A 24,106-nucleotide genomic window follows, 5' to 3' on the forward strand; every position below is an offset into this window, starting at 1 on the left:
TCGCGATCTCGATCGCCACATGCCCCGCCGGGAACGACGTCCTCGACACCTCACACGCCGTGTCCGACGCAGTCACCTTCACCGCGTCCGACGACGCCTTGTCGTCCTTCTTCTGCGAGCAGCCGGCCAGCGCGGCGCTCGCCACGGCAAGGGCGAGCAGCGTGGCGGCGGTGGAACGACGGGACGGCATGTGGGGGCTCCAAGCAGGGGGAAGGCAGGATCGACCAACCGCCCGGGCAGGCAGCCCCGTACAGTTAGCTTAGGCGTACCTTAATGAAAGAGGACCTGGTCGTCTACATCGCCGTAGTCGTCATCAGGGACGGGCACGGACGCTGGACGCGGGGCCCATCGAGGACAGGAGCGGCGTACATGTCGGACGGGAGCGACCCCAGGCGGCCGCACGGCGAGCTCGTGGCCGACGTGCTGGCCGCCCTCTGGGCGGCACCGGGGCCACTCACGGCCGGCCAGGTCAGGGATGCCCTCGGCAACCGGCTGGCCAGGACCACCGTGACGACCATCCTCACCCGCCTGCACGAGAAGGGGACGCTGCGGCGCGAACGCGACGGCCGCGGCTTCGTGTACTCCCCCGTGCACGACGCACCCGGCCTGACCGCCAGCCGGATGCACCGCGAGCTGCACAGCGACCCGCACCGGGCGCTCGTCCTGGAGCGCTTCGTCTCCGCCCTCTCCCCGGACGACGAGGACGTACTGCGCCGCCTGCTGCACACCGCCGAGGAGGGCGGCGAGTGAACGTCCTCGTCGTCGTCCTGCTGGTCCTGGCCCTCGTCTGGCCGTGGGCGGCCGTCCCCGCGGCGCGGCGTCTGGCCGACCTCCTCCCGCCGAAGGCCGCCGCCCTCACCCTGGTCGGCTCGGCCGTGGCCCTGGCCGGCAGCACGGTCTGGGCGCTGGGCGGCCTCGTCGCCGGCGGGCTGCTCGACCTCCAACTGCTCGTGTCCGACGGCACGCTCGCACACTCCTGGGCCGACGCGGATTCGTCCGCCGCCCTCGCGGCCGCCACGGTCGGCGCAGCCGCCCTGCTGGTCGTCGCGGGCCTGATGGCGCGCCTGTGGCGCCGGCAGCAGCAGCTGCTCGAACAGACCTGGCAGACCGTCGGCGGGCATCCGGACGGCGGCGAACTCGTGGTGGTCCCGGGAGAGTCCGCGGACGCCTTCGCACTTCCCGGCCACGGCGGTCGGACCGGCCGGATCGTGGTGACCGCGGCCATGCTGCGCACCCTCGACGTCCACGGGCGCGACGTCCTGCTCGCCCACGAGCGGTCCCACCTCGCCGGGCGCCACCACCTGCTCGCGCGGACGGTCCAGCTCTCCTCGGCCGCGCACCCGGCCGTCCGCGGCCTGGCGTCCGCGACGTCGTTCCAGCTGGAGCGGTGGGCGGACGAGGACGCGGCCACCGCGGTGGGGAACCGGAAGACGACGGCCGCCGCCGTCGCCCGCGCGGCCCTGGCCTCGGCCTCCTCGGGGCGGCACCCCAGCCTGCTTCCGGCCATGGGGACCGGTCCGGTCCCGCGCCGGGTCAGCGCACTGCTCGATCCTCCGCCCGCACCCCCGCGCGGGCGGGCCCTGCGGACGGCGGCCGTCGCGCTGCTCGGCGTCGTCGCCCTCTCGCTCACCCTGAGCGTCGGCTCCGCCTACGGCCTGCACGAGTACATCGAGCAGGTCCGGGAGATCGTCCAGCCGTAGCGCGGCCACCGGCCACCGGCGGCCGCGCGGTCCGCATCAGCGCAGCCCTTCGGCCTCCGACTCCGCCGACGCCGCAGCCGTGGACCCGGCGGACGGGGGCCGGCCGACCAGCGGGACCAGCGGCAGGGTCAGGCCGAGCCAGAACGCGGCGAGGAGCCAGCCGCCGACCACGTCGAGGGGCCAGTGCACGCCGAGGTAGACGCGGGTCAGGCCGACCGCGGCCGCGGTCAGGCCGAGCGCTGCAGCGACCGGCACCGCCCACTGCCGCCGGGCGCTGCGGAGGATCGCCCAGCCGAGCAGTCCGGCGGCGACGGCGGCGGTGAAGCTGTGGCCGGAGGGGTAGGCGTAGCCGCTGGGCGAGGCGGCGACCCAGTCCGCCACCGGCGGGCGCGGGCGACCGCAGGCCCTCATGAGTCCGTTGCGGACCAGCTGTCCCACGGCCAGCACCACCAGGGGTGCGCAGGCCCGGGCGATCCGGGCGGTCCGGCGCTCCGGACTCACCGGATTCGCCGGGCGCCGGGCGAGGAGGAGGCCCGCCGCGACGGCCGCGAGGTAGGGCGGGAGCCCGGTCCCCAGGTCCGTCACCAGGCCGGCGATGTGCACCGCCGACGGGGGGCGGTGCGCGACCGCCCAGGAGTGCAGGGCCGATTCCACCGGATACGGGCCCCAGCCGTGGACGGCGACCAGGGCGGTGAGCAGGCCGAAGAGCAGCAGGGGGATTCCGGCGGCCACGGCCGACCGCCCGGGGGGACGCGGCATGGGTCGGCACCTCTCGTCGGGGGATGCCTCCACATCCATCTCCGTCTACATTACTGTAGACATTCAGGAGCCAAGGACGCCAAGGACGCCCAGAACGCCGGGAACGCCTGAAGCACCGAGGGCGCCCGAGACACCGGTGACGGCCGCGGCGCGACCCGCCCCGGGCCCCGCACACGCCTTGCCGGACCGGCATCCCCGCACCACCCGATTCGTCTACACTTCCGTAGACGGTGCGCGCGGCTGTTCCCTGATACAGCCATCCCGGTCGACGGGCGCGCGGACACCGTGACCATGGCGGCGGAGCAGACGGCACAGCGGTCCGGCCGCACCCCGGCGAGGCGGACCCCAGGGCAGCCGTGCGGATGGAGCGCAGATGTACGACGGCCGGAAGGGATCTTCGAGCCCGCTCCACCAGGCCATCCACCTCCTGCCCCTGGCGGGCCAGGCCGCCGAGCTCCGGCTGGCCGAGCGCCTCGCCGAACGCGGCATGAGCCGGCGGCACCTGTCGGTGCTCGCGACGCTCACCGAGCACGGGCCGCACGGGAAGGCCGACCTGGCCGCTCGCATCGGACTCCCCCTCGCGGAGACGCTGCCGGTCGTGCAGGACCTCCTGACCGCCCGGCTCGTCGAGGTCTTCCACGTCCACCTCGACCGCCGCCACGAAGTGGTGATGGTGAACTCCGCCGGGCGGGAGGCGCTGGAGCGGATGCACGCCGACGCCGCCGCAGCCCAGGACGACCTCCTGCGCCCGCTCACCAAGGGCGAGCGCATCCAGCTGAACGCCCTGCTGCGCCGGGTCTGCGCCGCGGCGAACCGGACCGGGCCGAACAGGACCGCCCCGCCCGAGTCGCCTGCCGAAGCCCAGGACTGACGAACCGTCAGGAGCCCGGACGCAGCGGCCGGGTGGGGTGACACCGACGGCTCCGGCCGGGTCGAGCGCGCCGAGCCGCTCCCGGGGCGCGAGTCGAACGCCTCGACCCCGACCCCGGCACCCGCCCTGCGGCCGGGCGGGGTCCGGACCTCCCCGCCCCCCGGCCCTGCCGCCGCAATCGGAACGCGGGGAGACCACGCGTCGACAGCGACGTAGACAAGCACCTCGAAACTTAGGTTAGCCTCTCCTGCATGAATCACGCCCACCTGACCGTTGCGGCCGGCTACGCCATGCCCCCGCTCTATCGAATCCTCACCAAATCAGGCTATTTCGTCGGATTGTCCGGAGCCATCGGCGCCACGGTCACGTACGCCGCGGTGGTCCGCCCCGCCCTGCGCTCGGCGGCCGCAGCGGCCGGAGACACCGCGGTGCTGCGCCGAAGAACGGCGTCGTACCTGGCCTGGTCCGGGCTGGTCCTGCTGGTCGCCGGGTACTTCCAGCTGGCCGCCCGGGTGGCCAGGGCGGGCAAGGGCACGGCCTTCGGTGACGCCCTCGCGCCGGGGAGGATCTGGGACTACCTCCGGGCGCCGGCAGGCAAGGGCGCCTGGGTGGCCCAGGGCACGCTCTTCCTGGTCCAGAACGCCGTCCTGGTCCTGGCCTCCGCCGTCCTGCTCGCACTGTTCCTCCCGCAGGCCCGACGGCACCTGGACGCCCTCGCGCTGACCGCCCTTCCGCTGTCGCTCCTGGTGACGGTCATCGCGGGGATACCGGCGGTCAAGCCGAAGGACACGGACGCCACCGTCAATCCCGTCCTCGACCAACTGCACATCGTCAGCGGCGTGGTGTGGATCGGCGGCCTCGCCCTGCTGGTGGCGCTCGCCGGCGCCCGCCGCGCGCTCGGCGCCGGCGCCGGGGTGCTGTGGGCCGATCTCTGGCGCCGCTTCAGCCTGGTCGCCCTGGTCTGCGTCGGCGTGGTCCTCGTCTCCGGCCTGTGGCTCGGCTGGAAGCACGTCGGAGGCCTCGGCCAGCTCTGGACCACCGGCTACGGCTTCGCCCTGCTGGTCAAGATCCTGCTGGTCCTCGCCATGATCGTGGCGGGCGGTTTCAACCAGTTCTGGCTGATGCCCCGGATCGCCCGGGCCCGGCAGGCCGACTCGGCCGCCTCCCTGCTGCACCTCACGCTCCGGCACTTCCCGAAGGTCGTCTGGGTCGAGGTCGCCCTCGGCGTGGCGGTCCTCGGCGCCGTGCCCTTCCTCGCCGGGTCCGCCCGCACCGAGGCCGGCAGCCCGCCGGCCGTTTCGAGCGGCAGCATCTTCGCCGCGGGCGCCGCGCTCGTCCTCACCCTCGCGGCCTCCTTCCTCGTCACGGTGCGGGTCTCCGACGCCCTCGCGCGGCGCGAGGACGCCGTCACCGCCTGACGGCGGTCGGGCCCCGTCAGGTCCCGTCAAGTCCCGTCAGGCCCTGCCCGGGCCGGAGGACCTTCCGCAGCGCCAGCGCGTCGGGGGCGGCCGCGGTGAGCAGCGCGGTGTCCGGACCGGGCAGGGCGAGCAGGACCGCGTCGCCGCCGGCGGGCGCCGCGGGCGGCGGGCAGCCGACGGTCAGCAGCTGCCCGGTGGCGCGGTGGCCGCCGAGGACGGCGGGGCCGTCCCAGCCCGGGGCGCCGGCGCCGAGGTCGGTCTGCTGGTCGAGCAGCGTCCGCCCGGCCCGACGGACGGTCAGCCGGGAGGTGATCCGCCCGGGCGGGACCAGCCGCACCCAGTCGTGGTGGCGGCCGAGCACCTGCTCCTCGCGGTAGTGCAGCCGGGCGCCGGCGGCGAGGGTGATCCGGGTGCGCAGGAGGAGGTGGCTGCCGGCGGCGGCGATCACCGGCTCGGGCAGCCAGTCGAGCCGGCCGCCCTCCCCCACCGTCAGCTCGACCTCGTAGGAGGCGGGCCCGGTGCCCGGCCGCCCGGGGAGGCTGAGGGTGGCGGCCGCGCCGGTCACCGTGAGGGCCGCCCCGGGCGCCACCTCGACGGCCAGCGCGAGCCGGTCCCCGCCGAGCGGCGCGGCCATCGAGCCGACGATCACGACATGGGCGCCCGGCGCGGCGCCCGTGGTGCGGCGCGGGGCGAGCGGTCCGGCGCCGGCCAGGACGGGCAGGGCGGTGCCGCCCCGCCCGTCGGGCTCGGCCACGATCCGGGCCGGGGCCGCCGCGGCCGCCGTCACCGCGCCCCGCGCCAGTCGGCGAGCCGGTCCCGGAGCCAGGCCGCGACGGGCTGCACGCCCTCGGCGGAGGTGAGCGAGCAGAAGACGGTCGGCAGCGCGCCGCGCTGGGCGGCGGCGTCGCGCGCCATCACCTCCAGGTCGGCGCCGACCAGGGGGGCCAGATCGGTCTTGTTGATCACCAGCAGGTCGGAGGTGGAGACGCCGGGGCCGCCCTTGCGCGGGATCTTGTCCCCGCCGGAGACGTCGATGACGAAGATCTGGTGGTCGACCAGGCCCCGGCTGAAGGTGGCGGTGAGGTTGTCGCCGCCGGACTCCACCAGGACGAGGTCGAGCGGCCCGACCGCCTCCTCCAGGTCCTCGACGGCCTCCAGGTTGGCGGAGATGTCGTCGCGGATGGCGGTGTGCGGGCAGCAGCCGGTCTCGACCGCGGTGATCCGCTCGGGCGGCAGGACGGCGTTGCGGAGCAGGAACTCGGCGTCCTCGGTGGTGTAGATGTCGTTGGTGACGACGGCCAGCGAGAGCTCCTCGCGCAGCAGTCGGCAGAGCGCGGCGACGGTGGCGGTCTTGCCGGAGCCGACCGGGCCGCCGAGGCCGATCCGCAGGGCGCGGCGGGTGCCGTCGGCGGAGTGGGTGTGCCGGATCGGTGCGTCGACGGGGTCGACGTGGTCACGATGCAAAGAGGCGGACCTTCCAGGAGCTGTGCTGTTCGGCGTAGACGTCGAGCAGCGGGGCGGAGGCGGCGGGCAGGGCGTCCGGGTCGCCGAGCAGGGCCGCCGTCACGGCGGCCCCGGCCACGGCGTCGAGCTGCGGCGCGAGGCCGGCGAGCGCGGCGGCGACCTCGTACGGGTCGAGGCCCAGCAGCCGGACGCAGGCGGTGGCCGGGCCGTTGACGCTCTCGTAGGCGGCGACGGACGCGGTCTGTCCGGGGGTGAGTCCGGCGGCCAGGGCGGCGCTGCCCAGGGCCACCGGCTGGTGCGCGCCGCGCGGGAAGTGCTCGGCGAGCCGGTCGAGCCGCTCGTGCGGCCAGGCGGCGCGGGCGGCCCGCAGCAGCTGGCGGCCGAGGCGCCGACTGGTGTGGCGCAGCGCGGGCGAGGGGGTGCGGGCGTCCGCGGCCGCGTCGAGCAGGACGGTGTCCTGCCCGGCGGCGGCCGCGGCGGCGAGCGCGGCCGTGGTGAGGCCGGTGGTGTGCAGCCGTCCGGTGAGGAAGGCCGTCATGCTCGCGGTGTCGTGCACCCGGCCGGCCTTGACGGCCGCCTCGGCGCCGCCGGAGTGGGCGTGGCCGCCGGCCGGGAAGCGGCCGTCGGCGAGCAGCAGGAGCGCGGCGGTGGAGGCCATCGCGGCGCGCCGGTCAGAAGAGGAAGTACCGCTGGGCGAGCGGCAGTTCGGTGGCGGGTTCGGGGGTGACGACCTCGCCGTCGACGGTGACGGTGAAGGTGTCGGGATCGACCCGGACGTCCGGCCGGGCGTCGTTGTTGACCATGTGGTCCTTGGTGACCCCGCGGGTGTTCCGGATCGCGGTGAACTCCTTGGCCACGCCGAGCTGTTCGGCTAGCCGCTCGGGCAGGCCGCCCTCGATCGCGGCCCCTGACGTGAAGTTGAGCGAGTTGCCGGCCGCCGAGCGTCCGATGGCGCCGAACATCGGCCTGGGCAGCACGGGTTGGGGGGTGGGGATGGAGGCGTTGGCGTCGCCCGTCTGGGCCCGGGCGATCTGGCCGCCCTTGATCACCAGGTCGGGCTTGGCGCCGAAGAAGGCGGGCGTCCAGAGCACCAGGTCGGCGAGCTTGCCGGGTTCGACCGAGCCGATCTCGCCGTCGAGGCCCTGGGCGACGGCCGGGTTGATGGTGTACTTGGCGACGTAGCGCCGGGCCCGGTGGTTGTCGGCGCGGCCGTCGCCGGGCAGCGCGCCGCGCCGGGCCTTCATCACGTGGGCGGTCTGCCAGGTGCGCAGGACCACCTCGCCGATCCGGCCCATCGCCTGGGAGTCGGAGCTGATGATGGAGATCGCGCCGAGGTCGTGCAGGACGTCCTCGGCGGCGATGGTGGCGGGCCGGATCCGGGATTCGGCGAAGGCGAGGTCCTCCGGCACGTGCGGGCTGAGGTGGTGGCAGACCATCAGCATGTCGAGGTGCTCGTCGACGGTGTTGACGGTGTGCGGCCTGGTCGGGTTGGTGGAGCTGGGCAGCACGTTGGACTCGCTCACCACGGTGATGATGTCGGGGGCGTGCCCGCCGCCGGCGCCCTCGGTGTGGTAGGCGTGGATGCCCCGTCCGGCGATCGCGGCCAGGGTGTCGCCGACGAACCCGGCCTCGTTCAGGGTGTCGGTGTGGATGGCGAGTTGGGCGCCCGTCCGGTCGCAGACCCGCAGGCAGGCGTCGATCGCGGCCGGGGTGGCGCCCCAGTCCTCGTGGATCTTGAAGCCGAGCGCGCCGGAGCGCAGTTGGTCGTGCATTGACGTCTGGTTGACGGTGTTGCCCTTGCCGAGCAGACCGATGTTGACCGGCAGGTCGTCCATCGCGGCGAAGATCCGGCTCAGGTGCCAGGCCCCCGGGGTGATGGTGGTGGCCTTGGTGCCCTCGGCGGGGCCGGTGCCGCCGCCGACCAGGGTGGTGACCCCGGAGGAGAGCGCCTCGTCGACCAGTTGCGGGCAGATCAGGTGGACGTGGGCGTCGACGGCTCCGGCGGTGACGATCCTCCCGTTGCCGGAGATCACCTCGGTCTCCGGGCCGATCACCAGCCCGGGGTGGACGCCGTCCATGGTCTCGGGGTTGCCGGCCTTGCCGAGGGCGGTGATCCGGCCGTCGCGGATGCCGATGTCCGCCTTGACCACGCCCCAGTGGTCGAGCACCACGGCCCCGGTGATCACGGTGTCGGCGGCGCCCTCGGCGCGGCTGGTGCGCGCCTGGCCCATCGACTCGCGGATCACCTTGCCGCCGCCGAAGACGGCCTCGTCGCCGCCGCGGCTGCGGTCCTCCTCGATCTCGATCAGCAGGTTGGTGTCGCCGAGCCGGATCCGGTCGCCGGCGGTCGGCCCGTACAGGGCGGCGTAGCGCTCGCGGGTCAGGATCAGGGCGGGCCGGTCAGCCATCGAGCGGCCCGCCGGTCTCCCCGCGCAGGCCCGCGACCTCGCGGCGGCCTCCGATCGGGACGAGTCCGACCTCCGCCGGGATGCCCGGCTCGAAGCGGACGGCGGTGCCGGCGGGGATGTTCAGCCGCAGGCCGCGGGCGGCCGCGCGGTCGAACTCCAGGCCCGGGTTGGCCTCGGCGAAGTGGTAGTGCGAGCCGATCTGCACGGGCCGGTCGGCGGCGTTGACGACGATCAGACGGGTGACCGGAAGACCGGCGTTGAGCCGGATGTCGCCCTCGCCGTACAGGATCTGACCGGGGATCAGGCCCTCGCCGGTCGTCACAGGATCGGCCCGTGGACGGTGACCAGCTTGGTGCCGTCGGGGAAGGTCGCCTCGACCTGGACGTCCGGGATCATCTCGGCGATCCCGTCCATCACGTCCGCACGCGTGAGGACCTTGCGGCCGGACTCCATCAGCTCGGCCACCGTGCGGCCGTCCCGGGCGCCCTCCAGCACGTGCGAGCTGATCAGCGCGACGGCCTCGGGGTGGTTCAGCCGCAGGCCGCGGGCCCGGCGCGAGCGGGCCACGTCCGCGGCCACGTGGACGAGCAGGCGCTCCTGCTCGTGAGGGGTGAGTTTCATGCGCGCACCTTCGAGGGGGTAAGAGCGCGCGGACACGACGCTGTGCCGCGATGTGACGCATACCGTAGCCGACGAACGACCCTTGGAGGCAGGGCATCGTGGCGACCACGCCGGTATCACTATGCGTCGGCCACTATTTCTATAACCCTATGGGCCGTTAAGAATGCCCGACGGACGACGGAAGCTCAATTCATGCTCAAATGCTGAAACTACTCACGAGTCACGTAACACGCGCATGAACAGATGGCCCCCTACCTGCGAGGATATCCAGCAAAGTAGGTAAACATTCAGTAATGAAATCTGTGCATAGGCCTATGAATACGCCTACTGTGTGGCAACTCTCCGCGCTCCGACTGCGGGGCCCCCACACCACAGAGAGATTTCGCATGGCATCCCTCAACCAGCTCTCCCCGCCGGGTACCGACACCACCGGCACCGGGGCCCCCGCCCACCGCTCGCTGCGCCGCGAGGTCGGCCTGATCGGCCTCCTCTGGGCCTCGGTGGGCTCGATCATCGGCTCCGGCTGGCTGTTCGGCGCCAAGAACGCCGTCATCGTGGCCGGTCCGGCGGCGCTCATCTCCTGGGGCATCGGCGCCGTGGCGATCGTGCTGCTCGCCCTGGTGCACGCCGAGCTCGGCGGGCTCTTCCCCGTCGCCGGCGGCACCGCGCGCTACCCGCACTACGCGTTCGGCGGCCTGGCGGGCATGTCGTTCGGCTGGTTCTCCTGGCTGCAGGCCGCGACCGTCGCCCCGATCGAGGTCGAGGCGATGATCGGCTACGCGGGCCACTGGGAGTTCGCGAAGAGCTTCCTCAACGACAACGGCACCCTCACCACCAGCGGCTTCATCGTCGCCGTGCTGCTGATGGGCGTCTTCGTCGCGGTCAACTTCCTCGGTGTGAGGGTGCTGGCCCGCACCAACTCGGTCGCCACCTGGCTGAAGATCTTCGTGCCGCTGCTCGCGATCTTCGTCCTCGCGCTGACCAACTTCCACGGCTCGAACTTCACCTCGCACGGCTTCGCCCCGTTCGGCATCAAGGGCGTGCTCGCCGCGATCAGCTCCAGCGGCATCATCTTCGCGCTGCTCGGCTTCGAGCAGGCCATCCAGATCTCCGGTGAGAGCCGCAACCCCAAGCGCGACATCCCGCGCGCCGTGCTCGGCTCGGTGGCCATCGGCACCCTGATCTACGTCCTGCTGCAGGTCGTCTTCATCGGCGCGCTGCCGGCCAGCTCCTTCGCGGCCGGCTGGGACAAGCTCGACTTCCCCGGCATCGAGGGCCCGTTCGCCGGCCTCGCCACCCTGGTCGGCCTCGGCTGGCTCGCCTGGGTGCTGTACTTCGACGCCATCGTCTCCCCCGGCGGCACCGGCCTGATCTACACCACCTCCACCTCGCGCATCTCCTACGGCCTGAGCAAGAACGGCTACGCGCCGCAGAAGTTCGAGCAGCTCGACAGCCGCGGCGTGCCGTGGTTCGGCCTGATCCTCTCCTTCGTCACCGGCGTGATCTGCTTCCTGCCCTTCCCCAGCTGGCAGGAGCTGGTCGGCTTCATCACCTCCGCCAGCGTGCTGATGTACGCCGGCGCCCCGCTCGCCTTCGGCGCCCTGCGCCGCCGCCTGCCCGAGCGCGACCGCTCCTACCGGCTCCCGTTCGGCGGGGTGATCTCCCCGCTGGCCTTCGTGGTCGCCAGCCTGATCATCTACTGGGCCGGCTGGCACACCCTGTCCCGCCTGGGCATCGCGATCGTCCTCGGCTACGTCCTGCTCGGCAGCTACGCCGCCTACGCGATCCGCAAGGGCCTGCCGAACGCGCCGCGCCTGGACTGGCGCGCCGCCCAGTGGCTGCCGGTCTACCTCATCGGCCTGGGCCTGATCTCCTGGCAGGGCGGCTTCGGCGACGGCCGGGGCAACATCCCGATGTGGTGGGACATGGGCGCCGTCGCCGCCTTCGCCCTCGCCGTCTACTTCTGGGCGATCCGGGTGGCGCTGCCCGCCGACGCGATCGAGCAGAACATCGAGGACATCGAGGTGGTCGACGCGGGCGGCCACTGACACCCCCGTCACCGACGAACGGTCACACACCAGGACGGGCCCGCCGGTTCACCCCGGCGGGCCCGTCCCGTTGTGGCGCGGCCGGTGCTACGTGCTCAGCACCGTGCGCAGCGCCGCCTCCACCGCCGCCTCCGGGTCGTCCGCCGCGCCCGGCGAGCGCCAGGCGACGAAGCCGTCGGGGCGGACCAGCACCGCGCCGTCCGGCCGGAGGCCGTGCAGCTCGGCGAAGTCCGCGCCGGGCTCGGGCGCCAGGTCGTCCTCCGCGCCGGTGCCGATCCGGTAGGCGTCCAGCGGGACGGCCAGCCGGTCGGCCGCCCGCCGGGCGCCCTCGTGCCAGGCCGTGCCCTCGGGACCGGTCAGCAGCACCATCGCCTGCTCGTACAGGTCGAGCGTGGACAGCCGCACGCCGGCCCGCAGCAGCCACTGGTGCGGCGCCCGGCTGCCGGGCTCGCCCGCCGACTCGAACGCCTCCGGCACCACCGGGCCGTCGCGGTCCGTCCCGGCCACCGCGCCCGCCGGGTAGCGGTAGCCGAGCGCCACCGCCAGCACCCCGGCCTGCCGACCCACCCCCGGCACCACCGCGTACCCCGGGTGGCTGTGCTCCGCCGAGCGCGCCGAGGCCCGCTCACCGGTCACCTGCGCGACCGGCCGGCGCTCCTCGCCGTAGCTCTCCAACAGCCCCGGACCGGCCCAGCCGCAGAGCACCGCGGCCAGCTTCCAGGCCAGGTTGTGCGCGTCCTGGATACCGGTGTTGGAGCCGAACGCACCGGTCGGCGACATCTCGTGCGCCGAGTCGCCGGCCAGGAACACCCGACCGGTCGAGTACCGCTCGGCCACCCGCTCCGCCGCGTGCCAGGGCGCCTTCCCGGTGACCTCGACGTCGAGGTCCGGCATCCCGACGGCGGTCCGGATGTGCCGCACGCACCGCTCGTCGGTGAACGCCTCCAGCGGCTCCCCGTGCTCCGGGTGCCAGGGCGCGTGGAACACCCACTCCTCGTGGTTGTCCACCGGCAGCAGCGCGCCGTCGGCCTCCGGGTTGGTCAGGTAGCAGGCGATGAAGTGCCGGTCGCCCACCACCTCCGCCAGCCGCTTGGCCCGGAAGGTGATGCTGACGTTGTGGAACAGCTCGCCCTTGCCGCTCTGGCCGATCCCGAGCCGCTCCCGGACCGGGCTGCGCGGGCCGTCCGCCGCGATCAGGTACTGCGCCCGGACCGTCCGCTCCTCACCCGTCTCCCGGCTGCGCAGCAGCGCCGTCACCCCCTCGGCGTCCTGCTCGAAGGAGAGCAGCTCGGTGCTGAACCGCAGCTCGCCGCCCAGCTCGCGCGCCGCCCGCAGCAGCACCGGCTCCAGGTCGTTCTGGCTGCACAGGCACCACGAGCTGGGGCTGAACCGGGCCAGCCGACCACCCGGGTCGATCTCCCGGAACAGCCACTCCTGCTCCGGCCCGGTCAGTGAGGGGGCCTGCAGGATGCCGTGGTTCGCGGCGAGCACCGAGGCCGCCTCGCGGATCGGCTGCTCGATCCCGGCCCCCCGGTAGAGCTCCATCGTTCGGACGTTGTTGCCTCGGCCACGCGGGTGATGCGAGGTGTCCGCGTGCTTCTCGACCAGCAGGTGTCTGACACCCAGTCGGCCCAGGAAGAGCGACGCGGACAGCCCGACCAGCGAGCCCCCCACGATCAGGACCGGCACCCGGTCGTCAACCTTCGGATTCATCAATTGCTCCAGCCTGTACGGGGATCCGCGGCCCGGCTACGGGGCTCGGCGCCGCCCTCGGCGGGGCCCGCACACACGGCGGCCCCGTCCTTCCATCCCCCGCGCCGAGGGTCTTGTGCCGCCTCTTCGCTCGGATGGCCCGCATATCTCGCGCAGCCCGGGCCCGCCGCGCACGATCGACCTCAGGCCTGGCGCCGCCGCCCGGGCCGACCGACCACCGCACCCTCCGCCCGTCGGGGACCCTCGCCGGATGCCGCCCACCGCGCGGCCCGACGCGTGCGGCCCAGAGCAGAAAGTGGATCATGACGACTCTGTCCGAACCGCAGGCGCACCAGCACGCCGAGTCCCACACCCGGCTCCGCGTGATGCTGATGCTGGAGATCAAGGACGGCGCCCAGCAGCGCTTCCTCGACGTGTACGAGAAGCTGCGCCACCAGGTGGCCTCGGTCCCCGGCCACGTCAGCGACCAGCTCTGCCAGTCGATCAACGACCCCCGGCAGTGGCTGATCACCAGTGAGTGGAAGGACCAGGAGACGTTCCTGGAGTGGGTGGACAGCCCGGCGCACCGCGAGATGGTCAAGCCCATGCACGGCTGCGTCAGCGACACCTTCCGCTCGCTGCGCTACTCGATCCTGCGGGAGACCTCGGCGGCCGGTGCCACCGGCACCCGCAAGCCGGTGGAGGTGCCGCCCGGCCTGCCGCGCACCGTGCCGGCCGGGCACGTCGGCCCGCCGAAGGCCGCCCCCGGCCCGGACGGAGTGGTCCGGCACGCCCTGACCTTCACCGTGAAGCCCGGCAGCGAGCACCAGGTGGCCCGGATCCTCTCCGGCTACGCCTCCCCCAAGGCCGAGGTCGACGAGGAAACCCGGCTGCGCCGCACCTCGCTGTTCATGCACGGCAACCGGGTGGTCCGGGCCGTCGAGGTGATCGGCAACCTCGGCGACGCGCTGCGCCACGTCGCGATGCAGCCCGAGGTGCGGGCCGTCGAGGAGGCGATCAACCCCTTCCTGGAGGAGGCCCGCCAGCTCGGCGACCCGCAGGCCGCGCGGGCCTTCTTCGCCCGTGCCGCGCTGCCCGCCGAGCACCAGGCGATCGCCACCGCGCCGGCCGGGCGCCTGCACCGGCACGCCGTGCTCTACCCGGTGAAGCCCGGCAACGGCGACGCCGTGGCCGCGCTGCTGGCCGAGCACGACGACCTCGCCACCGCCGACCCGACCGGCCCGGTCGCGGCGAGCACCGTCTTCCACCGCGAGGACACCGTGGTCCGCCTGGTGGACCTGCGGGTGCCCGCCGAGGCCGACCCCGCGGCCGCGCTCGGCGTGGCGGGCGAGCGGGAGGCCGCGCTCCTCGGCCGGCTGCTCGACCTCGGCGCCGAGGGCGACCTGCGGACCGTCGCCGGACTCGGTGCCTTCCTCGCCGCCCGCTCCATGAGCCCGGTCACCGACCGCAGTTCGCAGGACGACTGACCGATCGCCCCACCCCCAGCCCAGATCCAGCCCGGAGGAAGTAACCATGTCCACGCAGTACCCACGGATCGTGAACGTCGACGAGGCACCGGAGAACCGCCGGCGCGGCGGCGATCTGCGCGCCATGCTCACCCCGGCCACCTGCGGTGCCACCAGCGGGTTCATGGGCCTGGCGATCGTCCGGCCCGGCGAGCGGATCGGCGAGCACTACCACCCGTACTCCGAGGAGTTCGTGTTCGTGGTGTGCGGTGACCTGGAGGTGGACCTGGACGGGGTCGCCCACCCGCTGAAGCCCAACCAGGGCCTGATGATCCCGCTCAACATGCGCCACCGTTTCCGCAACGTCGGCGACACCGAGGCCCGGATGGTCTTCCACCTCGGCCCGCTGGCCCCCCGCCCCGAACTCGGCCACGTCGACACCGAGGAGACCATCGCCGCCGGCCCGCCGGAACACGCCAAGGTGGCCTCGTGACCAGGCGCGTCGCCGTCACCGGGATCGGTGTGGTCGCCCCCGGCGGGGTGGGCGTGCCGGCCTTCTGGCGGCTGCTCACCTCCGGCCGGACGGCGACCCGGGGCATCACGCTCTTCGATCCCACCGGGTTCCGCTCCCGGATCGCCGCCGAGTGCGACTTCGACCCGGCGGCTCACGGGCTCGGCCCGGAGGACGTCCAACGGGCCGACCGCTACGTACAGTTCGCGATGGTGGCGGCGGACGAGGCGGTCGCCGACGCGGGCCTGGACCTGGCCGCGGAGGATCCGTGGCGGATCGGCGTCTCGCTCGGCACCGCGGTCGGCGGCACCACCCGGCTGGAGCACGACTACGCGCTGGTCAGCGCCGGCGGCGCCCGCTGGGACGTCGACCACCGCCGGGCCGAGCCCCAGCTGCACCGGGCCTTCGCGCCCAGCACGCTGGCCTCGGCCGTCGCCGAGCGGACCGGCGCCCACGGCCCGGTGCAGACCGTCTCCACCGGCTGCACCTCCGGTCTGGACGCGATCGGCTACGCCTTCCAGGCCGTCGAGGAGGGGCGCGCCGACATCTGCATCGCCGGCGCCTCCGACTCCCCGATCTCGCCGATCACCGTCGCCTGCTTCGACGCCATCAAGGCGACCAGCGAGCGCAACGACGACCCGGAGCACGCCTCCCGTCCCTTCGACGCCCACCGGGACGGCTTCGTCCTCGGCGAGGGCGGCGCCGTCCTGGTGCTGGAGGAACTGGAGCACGCCCGCCGCCGGGGCGCCCGGATCTACGGCGAGATCGGCGGCTTCGCCACCTTCGGCAACGCCTACCACATGACCGGCCTCACCCAGGAGGGGCTGGAGATGTCCCGGGCGATCGACAGCGCGCTCGCCCACGCCCGGGTGGACCGCACCGACGTCGACTACGTCAACGCGCACGGATCGGGCACCAAGCAGAACGACCGGCACGAGACCGCCGCCGTCAAGCGCTCGCTGGGCCGGCACGCCTACGAGACGCCGATGAGCTCGATCAAGTCGATGGTCGGGCACTCGCTCGGTGCGATCGGCGCGATCGAGCTGGTCGCCTGCACCCTCGCGCTCGCCCACGGCGTCGTCCCGCCGACGGCCAACTACGACACTCCGGACCCGGAGTGCGACCTCGACTACGTGCCGCGCACCGCGCGCGAGCTGCCGCTCAGTCACATCCTGTCGGTCGGCAGCGGATTCGGCGGATTCCAGTCCGCCGTCGTGCTCAACAGAACGGGGTGAGATCCATGACGTCACGTCAGCAGGGCCGCCGGGCCGTGGTCACCGGCCTCGGGGTGGTGGCGCCGAACGGTGTCGGAGCAGACGCCTTCTGGAAGGCCACCAGGCAGGGCGTGAGCGTCCTCGACCGGATATCGCGCGACGGATGCGCGGACTTTCCCCTGCGCATCGCGGGCCAGGTGCGGGACTTCGCCCCGCAGGACGCGATCGACAGCCGCTTCCTGGTCCAGACCGACCGGTTCACGCACTACGCGATGGCCGCCGCCGACCTCGCCGTCGCGGACGCCGGCTTCGTACCCGACCCGCAGGATCCGTTCGGCGTGGGCGTGGTGACCGCGGCCGGCTCCGGCGGAGGCGAGTTCGGCCAGCGCGAGCTCCAGCAACTCTGGGGCCAGGGACCGCAGTTCGTCGGCCCGTACCAGTCCATCGCCTGGTTCTACGCGGCCAGCACCGGCCAGATCTCGATCCGCGGCGGCTACAAGGGCCCGTGCGGGGTGGTCGCCAGCGACGAGGCCGGCGGCCTGGACGCCCTCGCCCACGCCGCCCGGGCCATCCGGCGCGGCACCGACGCGGTGGTGGTCGGCGCGGCCGAGGCCCCGCTGGCCCCGTACTCGATGGTCTGCCAGCTCGGCTACCCCGAGCTCAGCCTCGCCGAGGACCCGGCGCGGGCCTACCTGCCGTTCTCACCGGCGGCCACCGGCTTCGCTCCCGCCGAGGGCGGCGCGATGCTGCTGCTGGAGGACGAGGAGACGGCCCGCGCACGCGGCGCCAGGGTCCGGGCCCGGCTGGCCGGGCACGGCGCCACCTTCACCGGCGCCTCCCGCTGGGAGGACTCCCGGGCGGGCCTGGCCCACGCCGTCCGGATCGCCCTGGAGGAGGCCCGGATCTCCCCCGAGGAGATCGACGTGGTCTTCGCCGACGCCCTGGGCGTCCCCGCCGCCGACCGGGCCGAGGCCCTCGCGCTGGCCGACGCCCTCGGCACGTACGCCGAACGCGTCCCGGTCACCGCGCCCAAGGCCGGTATCGGGCGGGCGTACTGCGGTGCGCCGATGCTCGACGTGGCCGCCGCCGTGCTCGCCATGGAGGACGGCATCCTGCCGCCCACCCCCAACGTCACCGAGGTCTGCCACGACCTCGCCCTGGTGACCGACCGCGCCCGACCGGCCGAACTGCGCACCGCGCTGGTGCTCAGCCGCGGGCTGATGGGCTCCAACGCCGCACTGGTGGTCCGGCGCGACGAGCGGGGCTGAGCCCTGCCGGCCCCCTCGTCCCCGCCCGGTCCGCTTTCGATCCGCCCCTGATCCGCCTTGATCCGAAGGGAACACCCCGTGAGCAACACCCTCAGTTATCCCGAACTGGCCGCGCTGATCCAGGCCCGGGCCGGCGTCGTGATCGACCCGCTCGACCTGGAGCGCCCGGGCTCCGACTTCGACGAGTTCGGCGTCGACTCCCTCGGTCTGCTCGGCGTGGTCGGCGAGTTGGAGAACCGGCACGGCCTGAAGGTCACCAACGGCGCGGAGTCGGCCAAGACCCCGGCCGAGTTCCTGGACCTGGTCAACTCCTCGCTCGCCACGAAGGCGGGTGCCTGAGATGCCCGGACACACCGACAACGAGATCGTCATCGCCGCGCCGCTCGACCTGGTCTGGGAGATCACCAACGACCTGGAGAACTGGCCGCAGCTGTTCAGCGAGTACGCCTCGGTCGAGGTGCTGGAGCGCGAGGGCGACAGCGTCACGTTCCGGCTCACCATGCACCCCGACGAGAACGGCCAGGTGTGGAGCTGGGTCTCCGAGCGCACCACCGACCGCTCCTCGCTCGCGGTGCGCGCCCGCCGGGTCGAGCCCGGCCCGTTCGAGTTCATGGACATCCGCTGGGAGTACGCGGAGGTCCCGGCCGGCACCAGGATGCGCTGGATCCAGGACTTCGCGATGAAGCCGACCGCGCCCGTCGACGACGACGGCATGGTCAACCACATCAACCGCAACTCGCGGATCCAGCTGCAGCTGATCCGCGAGAAGGTCGAGAAGAGGGCTGGGGACGCATGAGCCCGATGCATCGCGCCCTCATCGTCGCCCGGATGAAGCCGGACGCCGCCCAGGGCATCGCCGAGGTGTTCGCCGAGTCCGACCGGGGCGAACTGCCGCACCTGATCGGTGTCACCGGCCGGAGCCTGTTCCAGTTCGGCGATGTCTACCTGCATCTGATCGAGGCCGACCGACCGCCGGGCCCGGCCGTGGCCAAGGTGGCCGGGCACCCGGAGTTCCGGGACGTCAGCGACCGCCTCACCGCCTACGTCCAGGCGTTCGACCCGCTCACCTGGCGCGAGCCCAAGGACGCCATGGCACGCGAGTTCTACCGCTGGGAGCGCGGCGCCGGCCTCAACTGACCCCGCCTCCCCCGAGGGGACCGACCCGGCAGCGGCCGGGGCGGTCCCCTCGGGCGTCGGGCCGCCCTACGGTCCGTTCGACGACGGCCCCGGCGGTTCGGCGGAGCTCAGGGACACTGCCGCCAGGCGAGGTGGTAGACGGTGTTGATGCTGCCGTCGGTGGAGTCCATGGTCATGAAGCTGGTGGTCCGGGTCTGGTCCGAGGTGCCGGCGCTGACCCGGAGCTCGGTGTTGATGTTGAAGTTGCGCAGTTCCCCGCAGGGCGCCCAGACCAGGGCCGCGACGGCGACGCTGTCGGTCGCCTGCCAGCTGTCGTCGAGCCTCCCGGTGAACTGGTGGCTGAGCGAGGCGGTCTGGGGCGAGCCCTGGAAGTAGTAGTTGGCCTTCTGCACGGCACTCGCCCCCTTCTCCAGGTGCGCGAAGCCCCGGTAGTCGGCGGAGGCGATCGCGTAGGTGAAGCCCTGCGGGACGTGGACGTTCAGGTTGAGCTGACAGTTCTTCCGGAAGTCGGTGGGCTTGGATCCGACACCCACCTGGGCGACGTACTGGCTGTACGTGACGGTGAAGGCCGTGTTGTCCGGGGAGACGGCGACGGCGGCCGTCCCGGCCGGGCAGCCGGACCCGTTGACGGTGGCCACGTCGATGACGATCTTGTCCGGGGGAGGCGTGCTCCAGCCGGTGGTGGCGGCGCCGCCGGCGCCGCCGAGGACCGAGGAGCCGAGCAGTGCAGCCGCTGCACCGGCGACGGCCAGCATGCGTATAGTCACGGGCGTTTCCTTCCGCTCGCCCACCGGCCCAGGGCCACGCACCCCCACGTGCGGACCGCCGATGGGTTGTCGCGTCCATGTCACCACCGGAACTCCGCCGCGGACAGGGGCGCAGCCCGGCGCATCACAGAGCGCCGGGGCGGACGCGGCAGCGCCCGCAGCACCCCGGGGCGGGCGCCGCGCCGAACACGCCGCACCGGACCGGCTACCGGGAGCGGCCATCCGGTTCGCATACGTTGTTCCGCGACGGAGGTGCCACCATGGCCAAGAGCCGACGCGACATCAACTCCCTCGCCCCTGCGGAACTGGACGACTACGTCCACGCGCTCGGGATCCTGCGCGCGCGGTCCGCGGCGGACCCGGCGGACCCGAGCGGGTACGACCACCAGGCCGCGCTGCACAACGACCAGCTGGTGGGCCCCTGCGAGCACGGCAGCGACCTCTTCCTGCCCTGGCACCGCGCACACCTCTGGTACTTCGAGCGGCTGCTGCAGGAGTCCGACCCGCCGCGGACGGCGAACGTCACGGTGCCGTACTGGGACTGGCTGCACCCGCAGCCGGGCGGGAAGTTCCCGCCCGCGTTCGCCACGCCCGGGCTGTTCGCCGACGGACGCAGCGAGGCGCCGGTGGGACTGCCGCCCGACACCCTGCGGATCGTGACGGCCGAGACCGACCAGGGCGCGTTCGGCGGCTACCCGAAGGCCCACCCGGGCGGCGACTACGGGCGGCTGGAGCTCGGGCCGCACAACTTCATGCACTCCGACTTCATCGGCGGCCTGATGGCGGACCCGGAGACGGCGGCGCTGGACCCGATCTACTTCAGCTTCCACAGCTTCCTCGACCTGCTCTGGGCCGAGTGGCAGCGGCGCAACGGGTCGCCCGCCCCCACCTCACCCACCCGCGACCTGCGCGGCTTCCTCTCCCAGCCACGGCACAAGGTGGCGGACTTCGCGGACACCCCGGCGCTGGACTACGCCTACGAGTACACCGCGCAGCTCGCGGCGGCCTTCGGCACCGCGACCCCGCCGGCCGTCGCACGCACGCTGCTGGCGACCCGGCCGCTGGGCCTGGACTCCTCGACCGACCTCACGACCGAGCTGCGGGAGACCTCCCGGGCCCGGTTCGGCCTCCCGGCCCCGCCCGCCCGCGGGCGGAGGGTGGTCGTGCGGCTCGACGAACTGAGGATCCCGGTGACCGGCAGCTACGTGGTGCGCGGCTTCGTCCACCCCGCCGACGTCGCGTTCCGCGGCGAGGACCCGGAGTTCGCGGAGCGCTACGGCGTCGGCTACGCCGCGCTGTGGAAGGCGCACCACGGCGCCGTCGAACACGACCACGGCGGCGGACCCGCCGGCCACGGGGACGGACACCCCGGCCACCCGGGCGACGCCCACCCGCACCCGCACCACCCGACCGCCTGCACGGCCCGCTTCGACGTCACCGCGGTCCTCGCGGCGTCGCCCTCCGCCCCCGAAACGCACGTACTCACCCTTCAGTACCTCCCCTCGCCCACCTCCACCGGGCTGCCCCAGCACCCGCCGGGCCTGGTCGGGGAAGTGGCCCTGAAGGACGTCATGATGGAGGTCTACAGCTGATATGCGCACTCCCGTCTTCGAGCTCCACATCCGACCCATGTTCCGGGCCACCGACCGCGAGCACATGGCCTTCGCGGTCGACCTCTGGGACTTCGACTCCGTCGTCGAGAACGCCGACGACATCCTCGCCCGGATCGACGGCGCCGGTATGCCGCCGGACGCCGACGGCGGGCCGTGGCCCGAGGAGTGGATCGCGCTCTTCCGCCGCTGGCACACGAGCGGGCACAAGCGCCTGCAGCCGGGCACGGCGTCCTTCACCCTCACCCGGACGGCATCCGCCGTGACCGTCACCGCGACCGGCACCTTCCCCGCCGCCGGCTTCACGGGCTGGCTCCAGCTGGAGAACGAGACGGACAGCGCCAAGACGTACGCCCTCTCCCTCGAACCGCCGGACGCCCCGGTCGCCGGCACGCCCACCGCCTTCACCCTGAAGGAGCGCTACCTCCCCACCGACACCCGCCTGGTCTTCGCCCGTGACAGCGCGGGTGTGCAACAGCTGCACTGATCCGGGCGGCGGCCCTGCCCCGGGAGACCCCGGGGCACCCGATCAGACCTCCCCGGACGGGAATCACTCGGATCGCCGGGCCAGCCGGGTGAACATCCCCGGGAGTCCACTCGAAGGGCGCACGTCGGCGCCCGTCACCGCCTCCCTCCGGTGGCAGCGGCCACCACGGTGGTTGACGGTGGATCAGGCGCACCTCCGCGAGTCCCCTTGCCAGACGACCTGTCGGCAGTCGCGGCCGGCGCCGGAAAAGGATCACCCTCATGCGTTCTGCACGTACTCGCACGCTGCTCGCCGGAGCGGCCGTCGCCGCCGTCCTGGCCGTCGGCTCCCCCCTCGCCTTCGCGGACGGCACCCCCGACCAGGGCGCGAACCTCACCTGGCAGGAGAAGCAGGAGAAGTCCGCCAGCCCGGAGGGCCAGAAGACCTGGGAGGAGAAGCAGAGCGGCTCCTCGGGCGAGGAGCACAAGGCCGACTCGAAGTCCGAATCGAAGTCCGACTCCAAGAGCGAGTCCAAGGGTGAGTCCAAGGGCGAGTCCAAGGCCGAGGAGTACAAGGCCCCGCACGGTGGCGTGCACACCGGCGGTGGCGGCCTCGCGCTGTCCGGCGGCGGTCTCGCCTCGGGTGCCGTGCTGCTGCTCGGCGGCCTCGGGGCCGGCGCCCTCGCGCTGCGCCGCGGTCGCCGGACCGCGGGCGCCGCGGTCTGACCCGGCGCCGCTCCCCGTGCCTCCCCGCCGTGGCCGCCGCCTCACCGCGTCGGCCACGGCGGGGGCGCCGGGGGCGGTGCACGCACCGGACGGGAGGAGTGAGTGATGGCCGGTGTGGTCCATGGGACGTCCCGGCTGCTGCGCGCGGGGGTGGGCGCGGCGGCGGTCGGTCTGCTGGTGATGTACAACTCGGTCGACACGGCGCCCTCGTCCGCGCCCGAGCCGGTCCAGGCCGCTCCCCCGGCGGCCTCCGCCCCCGCCGTACCGGGCGCGGGCCCGGCGGCCGCTGCCGCGGCCGCTCCGAAGGCGACGCCCGCCGCGCCCGCGGCGCCGGTTCTGAAGTCGGCCAAGCCGACCCGGCTGCGGATTCCGCAGATCGGCGTCGACGCGCCGTTCACCGAGCTGACGCTGAACCCCGGCGGGCAGCTCGACGCGCCGCCTCCGGACGACAAGAACCTGGTGGGCTGGTACCGCGGCGGCGCCACCCCCGGCGAGCGCGGCAGCGCCGTGGTGGCCGGGCACGTGGACACCGCCAAGGGCCCTGCGGTGTTCCTGCTGCTGAGCCTGCTGCTGCCCGGCAACAAGGTCGAGGTGTCGCGCGCGGACGGCACGGTCGCCGTCTTCTCGGTGGACTCCGTGGAGACCTTCGCCAAGTCCGCGTTCCCCGACCAGAAGGTCTACGGGAAGACCCCGGACGCCCAGCTGCGGTTGATCACCTGCGGCGGCACCTACGACAAGAAGCGCAAGGACTACCTGGACAACGTGGTGGTCTTCGCCCACCTGGAGTCCTCGCACAAGGCCTGAGCGACCACGCTCGCCGAGGCCGGGCGACCACGAGTCGCGACGAACGGACCGCCCGCACCGATCCGGTGCGGGCGGTCCGTCGTCCTGTCGGCCCTGCGGCGGGTGTCAGCCGCGCACGGTGGCCTCGAAGGCGTGCAGGTACGGGTTGACCGGGCGGACCTCGGCGATGTCCAGGCCGGCCTCCTCCATCAGCCGCACCATGCTCTCCTTGGAGTGCTTGGCGCCGCCGACGTTGAGCAGCAGCATCAGGTCCATGGCGGTGGTGAAGCGCATCGACGGGCTGTCGTCGACCAGGTTCTCGACCACCACGACCCGGGCGCCCGGGCGGGCCGCCGCGACCACGTTGGCGAGGGTGCGCCGGGTGCTGGCGTCGTCCCACTCCAGGATGTTCTTGATGATGTAGAGGTCGGCGCGGACCGGGATGTCCACCCGGCAGTCGCCGGGCACCAGCCGCGCCCGGGCGGAGAACGCGCCGCCCTCGCGGAGCCGCGGGTCCGCGCCGGCCACCACCTTGGGCAGGTCGAGCAGGGTGCCGTGCAGCGCCGGGTGCTTCTCCAGCAGGCTGGCCAGCACGTGGCCCTGGCCCCCACCGATGTCGACCACGGAGTCGATCCCGGTGAGGTCGAGGTAGTCGGCGAAGTCCGCGGCGGACTGCCGGCTGGAGGTGGTCATCGCCTTGTCGAAGACCTTGGCCGAGTCACCCCCTTCGCTGTGCAGGTAGTCGAAGAACTCCTTGCCGAACAGCTCGGGGAAGACGTTGCGGCCGGAGCGGACGGCCTCGTCCAGCTTCGGCCAGGCCTCCCAGGTCCACGGCTCGGTGCACCAGAGCGAGATGTAGCGCAGGCTGTTGGGCGCGTCCTCGCGCAGCAGGCGGGACATCTCGGTGTGCTCGAAGCGGTCGTCGCCGACCTCGGTGAAGATGCCGTAGCAGGTGAGGGCGCGCAGCAGGCGGCGCAGCGGCTTGGGCTCGGTGTCGAGCGCGGCCGCGAGGTCGGTGACGGTGGTCGGGGTGTCGCCGAGCGCGTCGGCGACGCCGAGCCGGGCGGCCGCACGGACGGCGGCGGCGCAGGCGGCGCCGAAGACGAGCTCCCGCAGGCGCATCGCTGCCTGCGGGGTGGTGGCGGGTGCGGTGGTCATGTGCCGTCTTTCGGTTGGGG

General features: G+C 73.5%; 26 protein-coding genes and 1 pseudogene. 16 read left to right on the plus strand and 11 right to left on the minus strand.

Annotation, left to right across the window (positions count from 1 at the left end; translation table 11 throughout):
- A pseudogene (locus ACFVVX_RS24190) lies at positions 1–190 on the minus strand (peptidase M75); the annotation flags it as partial.
- Positions 191–369: 179 nt separating this feature from the next.
- Between ACFVVX_RS24190 and ACFVVX_RS24195 the strand changes: the two are divergent.
- Complete coding sequence (locus tag ACFVVX_RS24195; protein ID WP_387948683.1) at positions 370–750, plus strand: BlaI/MecI/CopY family transcriptional regulator; 381 nt, start codon at positions 370–372, stop codon at positions 748–750.
- Positions 747–1,700, plus strand: coding sequence for a M48 family metalloprotease (locus tag ACFVVX_RS24200; protein ID WP_387948684.1), 954 nt, complete (start codon positions 747–749; stop codon positions 1,698–1,700). Before ACFVVX_RS24195 ends, ACFVVX_RS24200 begins: the two co-directional genes overlap by 4 nt.
- Positions 1,701–1,736: 36 nt before the next feature.
- Here ACFVVX_RS24200 and ACFVVX_RS24205 read toward each other — a convergent pair whose 3' ends face one another.
- Positions 1,737–2,459 carry a phosphatase PAP2 family protein gene (locus ACFVVX_RS24205; RefSeq protein ID WP_387948685.1) on the minus strand — a complete coding sequence of 241 codons (723 nt, stop codon included), beginning with the start codon at positions 2,457–2,459 and terminating at the stop codon, positions 1,737–1,739.
- Between the two features lie 373 nt (positions 2,460–2,832).
- Between ACFVVX_RS24205 and ACFVVX_RS24210 the strand changes: the two genes are divergently transcribed.
- Both ACFVVX_RS24210 and ACFVVX_RS24215 read left to right on the plus strand, forming a co-directional pair.
- Positions 2,833–3,330: a MarR family winged helix-turn-helix transcriptional regulator gene (locus tag ACFVVX_RS24210; RefSeq protein WP_387948686.1), complete on the plus strand. Its 498-nt coding sequence runs from the start codon at positions 2,833–2,835 to the stop codon at positions 3,328–3,330.
- A gap of 251 nt (positions 3,331–3,581) precedes the next feature.
- Positions 3,582–4,748 (plus strand): copper resistance D family protein, encoded by a 1,167-nt coding sequence (locus ACFVVX_RS24215; protein ID WP_387948687.1) that lies wholly within the window; start codon positions 3,582–3,584, stop codon positions 4,746–4,748.
- A gap of 16 nt (positions 4,749–4,764) precedes the next feature.
- Here ACFVVX_RS24215 and ACFVVX_RS24220 read toward each other — a convergent pair whose 3' ends face one another.
- The 6 genes from ACFVVX_RS24220 to ACFVVX_RS24245 are packed head-to-tail and all read right to left on the minus strand — an operon-like array spanning position 4,765 to position 9,241.
- A complete protein-coding gene (locus ACFVVX_RS24220; RefSeq protein WP_387948688.1) occupies positions 4,765–5,535 on the minus strand; it encodes an urease accessory protein UreD in 771 nt (256 codons plus the stop codon).
- A complete protein-coding gene (ureG, locus tag ACFVVX_RS24225) occupies positions 5,532–6,212 on the minus strand; it encodes an urease accessory protein UreG (protein ID WP_387948689.1) in 681 nt (226 codons plus the stop codon). Before ureG ends, ACFVVX_RS24220 begins: the two co-directional genes overlap by 4 nt.
- The gene (locus ACFVVX_RS24230) at positions 6,202–6,870 is read right to left on the minus strand and encodes an urease accessory protein UreF (protein WP_387948690.1); all 669 of its coding nucleotides are present in this window, start codon (positions 6,868–6,870) and stop codon (positions 6,202–6,204) included. The genes ureG and ACFVVX_RS24230 overlap by 11 nt, the downstream gene beginning before the upstream one ends.
- Before the next feature lie 13 nt (positions 6,871–6,883).
- The gene (locus ACFVVX_RS24235) at positions 6,884–8,620 is read right to left on the minus strand and encodes an urease subunit alpha (protein WP_387948691.1); all 1,737 of its coding nucleotides are present in this window, start codon (positions 8,618–8,620) and stop codon (positions 6,884–6,886) included.
- On the minus strand, positions 8,613–8,924 hold the full coding sequence (locus ACFVVX_RS24240) for an urease subunit beta (protein ID WP_387948840.1): 312 nt from the start codon (positions 8,922–8,924) through the stop codon (positions 8,613–8,615). Before ACFVVX_RS24240 ends, ACFVVX_RS24235 begins: the two co-directional genes overlap by 8 nt.
- A 14-nt stretch (positions 8,925–8,938) precedes the next feature.
- Positions 8,939–9,241, minus strand: a complete 303-nt coding sequence (locus ACFVVX_RS24245) for an urease subunit gamma (protein WP_387948692.1) — start codon at positions 9,239–9,241, stop codon at positions 8,939–8,941.
- A 386-nt stretch (positions 9,242–9,627) separates the two neighbouring features.
- Between ACFVVX_RS24245 and ACFVVX_RS24250 the strand changes: the two genes are divergently transcribed.
- On the plus strand, positions 9,628–11,289 hold the full coding sequence (locus ACFVVX_RS24250) for an APC family permease (RefSeq protein WP_387948693.1): 1,662 nt from the start codon (positions 9,628–9,630) through the stop codon (positions 11,287–11,289).
- An 87-nt stretch (positions 11,290–11,376) separates the two neighbouring features.
- Here ACFVVX_RS24250 and ACFVVX_RS24255 read toward each other — a convergent pair whose 3' ends face one another.
- A complete protein-coding gene (locus ACFVVX_RS24255; protein WP_387948694.1) occupies positions 11,377–13,002 on the minus strand; it encodes an FAD-dependent oxidoreductase in 1,626 nt (541 codons plus the stop codon).
- Between the two features lie 302 nt (positions 13,003–13,304).
- Between ACFVVX_RS24255 and ACFVVX_RS24260 the strand changes: the two genes are divergently transcribed.
- The 7 genes from ACFVVX_RS24260 to ACFVVX_RS24290 all read left to right on the plus strand — a co-directional run bounded on the left by ACFVVX_RS24260 (position 13,305) and on the right by ACFVVX_RS24290 (position 18,577).
- The gene (locus ACFVVX_RS24260) at positions 13,305–14,468 is read left to right on the plus strand and encodes a SchA/CurD-like domain-containing protein (RefSeq protein ID WP_387948695.1); all 1,164 of its coding nucleotides are present in this window, start codon (positions 13,305–13,307) and stop codon (positions 14,466–14,468) included.
- Positions 14,469–14,514: 46 nt separating this feature from the next.
- Positions 14,515–14,940, plus strand: a complete 426-nt coding sequence (locus tag ACFVVX_RS24265) for a cupin domain-containing protein (protein WP_387948696.1) — start codon at positions 14,515–14,517, stop codon at positions 14,938–14,940.
- The gene (locus ACFVVX_RS24270) at positions 14,937–16,193 is read left to right on the plus strand and encodes a beta-ketoacyl-[acyl-carrier-protein] synthase family protein (RefSeq protein WP_387948697.1); all 1,257 of its coding nucleotides are present in this window, start codon (positions 14,937–14,939) and stop codon (positions 16,191–16,193) included. Before ACFVVX_RS24265 ends, ACFVVX_RS24270 begins: the two co-directional genes overlap by 4 nt.
- Before the next feature lie 5 nt (positions 16,194–16,198).
- Positions 16,199–17,440: a beta-ketoacyl synthase N-terminal-like domain-containing protein gene (locus tag ACFVVX_RS24275; protein ID WP_387948698.1), complete on the plus strand. Its 1,242-nt coding sequence runs from the start codon at positions 16,199–16,201 to the stop codon at positions 17,438–17,440.
- A 78-nt stretch (positions 17,441–17,518) separates the two neighbouring features.
- On the plus strand, positions 17,519–17,779 hold the full coding sequence (locus ACFVVX_RS24280; protein WP_387948699.1) for an acyl carrier protein: 261 nt from the start codon (positions 17,519–17,521) through the stop codon (positions 17,777–17,779).
- Between the two features lies 1 nt (position 17,780).
- The gene (locus ACFVVX_RS24285) at positions 17,781–18,236 is read left to right on the plus strand and encodes an SRPBCC family protein (protein WP_387948700.1); all 456 of its coding nucleotides are present in this window, start codon (positions 17,781–17,783) and stop codon (positions 18,234–18,236) included.
- 5 nt (positions 18,237–18,241) lie between these two features.
- Positions 18,242–18,577 (plus strand): TcmI family type II polyketide cyclase, encoded by a 336-nt coding sequence (locus ACFVVX_RS24290; RefSeq protein WP_387948841.1) that lies wholly within the window; start codon positions 18,242–18,244, stop codon positions 18,575–18,577.
- A 107-nt stretch (positions 18,578–18,684) separates the two neighbouring features.
- Here ACFVVX_RS24290 and ACFVVX_RS24295 read toward each other — a convergent pair whose 3' ends face one another.
- Positions 18,685–19,332 (minus strand): DUF4360 domain-containing protein, encoded by a 648-nt coding sequence (locus ACFVVX_RS24295; protein ID WP_387948842.1) that lies wholly within the window; start codon positions 19,330–19,332, stop codon positions 18,685–18,687.
- Positions 19,333–19,604: 272 nt separating this feature from the next.
- Between ACFVVX_RS24295 and ACFVVX_RS24300 the strand changes: the two genes are divergently transcribed.
- From ACFVVX_RS24300 to ACFVVX_RS24315, 4 genes are all read left to right on the plus strand, one after another.
- Positions 19,605–20,936 (plus strand): tyrosinase family protein, encoded by a 1,332-nt coding sequence (locus tag ACFVVX_RS24300; protein WP_387948701.1) that lies wholly within the window; start codon positions 19,605–19,607, stop codon positions 20,934–20,936.
- Position 20,937: 1 nt separating this feature from the next.
- Complete coding sequence (locus ACFVVX_RS24305) at positions 20,938–21,441, plus strand: hypothetical protein (RefSeq protein WP_387948702.1); 504 nt, start codon at positions 20,938–20,940, stop codon at positions 21,439–21,441.
- A gap of 260 nt (positions 21,442–21,701) precedes the next feature.
- Positions 21,702–22,145 (plus strand): hypothetical protein, encoded by a 444-nt coding sequence (locus ACFVVX_RS24310; RefSeq protein ID WP_387948703.1) that lies wholly within the window; start codon positions 21,702–21,704, stop codon positions 22,143–22,145.
- 105 nt (positions 22,146–22,250) lie between these two features.
- Entirely contained in the window at positions 22,251–22,949 is a 699-nt protein-coding gene (locus ACFVVX_RS24315) for a class F sortase (protein WP_387948704.1), read from the plus strand.
- A 105-nt stretch (positions 22,950–23,054) separates the two neighbouring features.
- Here ACFVVX_RS24315 and ACFVVX_RS24320 read toward each other — a convergent pair whose 3' ends face one another.
- Positions 23,055–24,086: a methyltransferase gene (locus ACFVVX_RS24320; protein ID WP_387948705.1), complete on the minus strand. Its 1,032-nt coding sequence runs from the start codon at positions 24,084–24,086 to the stop codon at positions 23,055–23,057.
- Positions 24,087–24,106: the final 20 nt, after the last annotated feature.

The organism is Kitasatospora sp. NPDC058170, from assembly GCF_042883905.1.
Classification (GTDB): domain Bacteria; phylum Actinomycetota; class Actinomycetes; order Streptomycetales; family Streptomycetaceae; genus Kitasatospora.